This is a genomic window from Plesiocystis pacifica SIR-1 (assembly GCF_000170895.1).
GTDB lineage: Bacteria > Myxococcota_A > Polyangia > Nannocystales > Nannocystaceae > Plesiocystis > Plesiocystis pacifica.
Map to the genome: position 1 here is coordinate 1 of NZ_ABCS01000211.1, position 4,509 is coordinate 4,509.

Here is a 4,509-nt window from a genome sequence, read left to right on the forward strand (position 1 = left end):
GGCTGGCGAGTCTCGGCTAGGGCTCGAACAGGCCGACGCCGAAGTAGTCGCGGCCGTCGGCCCAGATGCGCGCGCGGTTGAGGCCGGCGCGCTTGGTGTACGCGCGGATGCTGTCCCGGGTGTACTTGTGGGAGTACTCCGTCAGGATCTCCTCGCCCTCGCGCAGGCGGAACTGCTTGCCCGCCGCGCGCACGACCTGGTCCCGCAGGCTGCGGATCGAGATCTCGATGCGCTGGGGACCCGGGGCCCACACGGCGCGGTGCTCGAAGTGCTCGAGGTCGAAGCTGCCCTCGAGCTCGGCGTTGATGCGCGCGAGCAGGTTGAGGTTGAACTGCGCGGTGACGCCCTGGCTGTCGTCGTAGGCGCGCTCGAGCACGCCGGCGTCCTTGACCAGGTCGAAGCCCAGGAGCAGGCCGCCGGGCGCGAGCTGGCGCCGCGAGTCCGGGGCGACCATCTGGCTCACGGCGGTGAGCAGCTCGACGGCCTCGGGCTCGGAGAAGTTGCCGATCGTCGAGCCGGGGAAGTAGACGACGCGGCGTCGGGCCTCGCGGGTGGGCTCGGGGAGGTCGAAGCCGCGGGTGAAGTCGGCGGCCACGGGCAGGACCTCGAGGCCGGGGTAGTCCTCGGCGATGGCCGCGGCCGAGCGCTCGAGGTGCTCGGCGGAGATGTCGACGGGGACGTAGGCGGCGGGGCGCTCGAGCTGGTCGAGGAGCAGCCGGGTCTTGATGCTGCTGCCGCTGCCGAGCTCGATGATCAGCGCGTCGGGGCCGATGGCGGCCGCCATCGCGGCCGCGTGCTCGCGCATGATCACGGCCTCGGTGCGCGTCGGGTAGTACTCCTCGAGCTCGGTGATGGCGTCGAAGAGCTGGGAGCCGCGGGCGTCGTAGAAGTATTTGCAGGGGAGGCTCTTGGGGTCCTGGGAGAGGCCCAAGAGCACGTCCTCGGCGAAGCTGCGCTCCTCCGAGGAGCTCGAGATGGCGGGAAGGGCTGACATGAGCGGGTCAGTGGCGACGCCCTGGGGGAGGGCTCGCCCCCAACTTCGTACCATCCCCGATGTTTGTTTCGCCGATGCGCCGGTGACAGCTATGCCACGTCGGCGGGCGCGTGAGTTCGCCTTTCGATCACTTCGCGCGCGCGGGCTTGGCCGGGGTGCGAAGCTCGACGGCGTAGACCCCAGGACTTTGTTCGCGGGCGCTCACGGACCACTTGGGCCCGCTGGCGGCCATTTGCAAGATGGCACCCAGGTCGGGCTCGGCCGAGCTGACGAGGGTCTTGAGGGCCTCCGCGTCCCCGGCGAAGGTCGCCGAGGCGAGCAGCTCGCGGGTGTCCTTGCCGCTCGCGGAGCCCTTGGTCTCGTCGAGCCAGCGCGCGAGTTCGGCCTCGGCCTGGGGGCCGACGACGAACATGCCGCCGCCGGCTCGCTCCGACCAGCTCATGGCGACGTTCAGCCGGCCCTTGCCGTCGACGAGTCCGCGCAGCTCCGGCGGGACCTTGTTGGTGGCCTCGTGGATGACGAACAGCTCGACGTCGTTGCCGTCGCCCTTGGCGACTCGCCGGCGGAAGCTCAGCCGGGGCAGCTGGGACATGAACTTGCGGCCGACCTCGACGTTCTCGACCACGGCCTGGATCAGCCGGATCATGGCGACGCGGCTGTTGTCGACGTCCTTGGCCCCGTAGGCCACGCGCAGGTGACCCGAGGGCCCGAGGGCGACGAGCACCCGGCCGTCCCAGCTGCGCAGCACGGTGTTGAGCTTGGCCGCCAGGTTCTCGCCGATGCCGCGGACGAGGAAGGGCAGGGCCTTGACCTGGCTGTTGACCTCGACGATCACCTCGCGCACGGCGGAGTCGTAGTCGGCGTAGGTGGTGCTCGCGCCCGCGGTGATGTCGGGGCCGTCGAGCAAGCCGCCGAGGGTGCCCGGGGCGATGGGGAAGCCGGCGAGGGGGTCGACGCCCTCCTTGGCCTCGAGGATGAGCTCGACCTTGGACAGATCGCCGCGGCCCTCGACGTGGGCGAAGGGAATCTCGCCGGCGATCTCGGCGGGCAGCGGCAAGCTCGCGAGGTTGGCGGTGAAGAACACGTCTCGCTGGCCGTAGACCTGTTTGAGCTCGCGGCCGGTGACCAGCCCGGGGAGGCTGTTGGCGATGACCAGCGCGCCCCCGTCCTCGGCGTCGATCCACGCGAGCCACTCGCGGGCGCGGGCGGGCTTGCCTTCGGAGCCCCCGCCCCCGTCGGCGCTGGGCAGGCGCACGGCCCCGAACTCGCCCACGGCCTCGAGCTTGGCGAGCTCGGCGGCCAGGTCCTTGGCGGACTCGGGCGCGATGGACAGGCGGATGACCTCCTCGCGGCCTTCGAGCACGACGTTGGAGAAGGTCCCCTCGGGGTCGACGGCGGTCGCGAGCTGCTCGGCGAGGGTCGGGTTGGTGACCCGGCCCAGGGCCAGCTGGATCAGCCCGCGGATCTGCAGCGGGTAGGGGCTGTAGGGCGAGAGCAGATCGACGGCGCCCTGGGGCTGCGCGAGGTAGGCGGCCGCCTTGGGCTCGGCCGGCAGCGGCAGCGGGTCGGGGAGCTGAACCTTGGGCGTCTTCTTCTTGGTCTTGCGCCCGGTCCGCGGGTGCTCCCCCGAGGCCGTGTTGCCCTTGTGGCAGGCCGGGCCGAGCACGAAGGACGATGCGAGGACCAGAGGGAGGGCGAGACGGAGCGAGCGCATCAGAGCCGACGGTAGCAGCCGCTAGGCCCTCGCGCACGGCCTCCCTCCAGCTTGGGTCCAGGCGCGGCCCGGTTCGCGGCCCGGCTCGGGGGGCCGATCACGACATCGGGCCAAAAGCTGGCGCGGCGATGAATCTTTCAGCAGCGCAGGTGGAAGTCTTCGGCCATGCCGAACATCCCGTCCACGCGGATCTGCTCGCCGTCGGACAGCTCGAGGGTGCCGCGGACCGAGCCGAAGGGGCCGCGGTAGCGGCTCTCGGCGATCAGCGCGTTGACCCGCACGTAGCCGTCGAGCTCGATCTCGAAGTCGACGGCGACCTTGCCCTCGGCGTCGCGCACCGTCCACACCTCGGGGCTGCGCTCGGCCATGCGCTGGAGCTCGATGGGCGGGAGCAGGTGCAGCTTGCCGTCGACCCACACGCAGTTCTCGTTGTAGCGGGCCGGATCGAGGGACGCGTTGCGGGTCAGGTTGAAGCCGATCTTGCGGCCGCGCTCGTCGACGCCCCCGCCGGTGACCCAGTCCCAGCGCATCACGTAGGGGTAGTAGCCCTTGTGGTCGTCCATGAGCAGGAAGGCGCGCTCGCGGGTGAACTCGAAGCGCTCGCCGTCGAGCTCGATGGCGCCGCTGAGCCCAAAGCAGCCCTTGTGCGAGACCATGCCCCGGGTCGGCGCGCCGGTGCTGGGGGCGAAGGGGATGGACACGACCTGGGGCTCGGCGTCGGCGGTCCAGGCCGTGACCGCGCCCTCGATCGGCGGGCAGTCGCGGGAGCCGGGGAGGTCGAGCTCGACCTCGATGCGGCCCGCGTCCATGTGCGTGTGGAAGCGAATGGTCGCGCCGTCGCGCCCGGTCCACGCCATGCGCGAGTCGAGCACCTGGGTCGGCGCGCGCAGGGCCCAGGGCGCCAGCTTGCGCTCGAACAGGTGCTTGCGCTTGGCCCGGCGGTCGTAGGCCTTGACCTGGGCCAGGGCGAGGGTCTTGGCGTTGAACAGCGCGACGTTGAAGAACACCCGCTCGTCGCCGAACTGGAAGGCCTGCCACTCCTTGAGCCGAGCCCAGCGCAGGCCCCGGGGCAGGGGCAGGGCGAAGGGCTGGGCGTCGATCAGGTTGACCGCGGGGATGGGCGCGTCGAAGGTGCCGAACTGGGTCGCGCCGTCCTCGACGATGCGGGCGGGCGGGGGCTGGAGGCTGCGCTCGATCGGCATGGGGCTCACAGCGCGAGCAGGAACAGGCCGAGGGTCGTGAAGAAGCCGATCAGCCACACGAAGCTGCGCAGGTAGTCGATGTTGGCCAGGTAGGCGGCGGTGTGCAGGACCTGGGCGACGACGAAGGCGATCGCGAGCACGGCCGAGCGGCGCGGGTCGGCGTCGCCGAGGTGGGCGACGAGGACCGCGGCGACGAAGGGCGCGAGGTGGTCGAGGGCGCTGCGGTGGGCGGCCACGGCCCGGGCGCCGAAGCCCTCGAGGCTGGCCATCTGCCGGGGCGGGAGCTCGTTGTCGATCTCCTTGCCGGCCTGGCGGATCGCCACGAACACCGGGATGCGCGTCACCCAGGCGAACACGAAGGCGATGAGCACACACAGGAAGGGAGTGGTCATGGCCCGGTCCTTGTCACCCCTGGGCGCCGCTTTGGCAAGGCGGCGCGGGGGCTCGGCGGATCACAGCAGGCGGCGCAGGGCCTCGGCGAGCCACGCAGCCGGGTCGAAGTGGGCGACCACGCGCACGAGCGGCCCGACGCCGTCGAGGGCCGCGGTGTCGAGCAAGAGTCGCTCGCGGCCGAGGGCGTCGTCCGAGCGCGCGCCCGG

General features: G+C 71.7%; 4 protein-coding genes. All 4 read right to left on the bottom strand.

What is annotated here, in order from left to right; translation table 11 throughout:
- Positions 1–16: 16 nt before the first annotated feature.
- Positions 17–994: an L-histidine N(alpha)-methyltransferase gene (gene egtD / locus PPSIR1_RS41145; protein WP_006977272.1), complete on the bottom strand. Its 978-nt coding sequence runs from the start codon at positions 992–994 to the stop codon at positions 17–19.
- A 127-nt stretch (positions 995–1,121) separates the two neighbouring features.
- Positions 1,122–2,708, bottom strand: coding sequence for a hypothetical protein (locus tag PPSIR1_RS41150; protein ID WP_157596533.1), 1,587 nt, complete (start codon positions 2,706–2,708; stop codon positions 1,122–1,124).
- A 137-nt stretch (positions 2,709–2,845) separates the two neighbouring features.
- On the bottom strand, positions 2,846–3,910 hold the full coding sequence (locus PPSIR1_RS41155; RefSeq protein ID WP_157596534.1) for a DUF2804 domain-containing protein: 1,065 nt from the start codon (positions 3,908–3,910) through the stop codon (positions 2,846–2,848).
- Positions 3,911–3,915: 5 nt separating this feature from the next.
- A complete protein-coding gene (locus PPSIR1_RS41160) occupies positions 3,916–4,302 on the bottom strand; it encodes an MAPEG family protein (RefSeq protein WP_006977275.1) in 387 nt (128 codons plus the stop codon).
- Between the last annotated feature and the right edge of the window lie 207 nt (positions 4,303–4,509).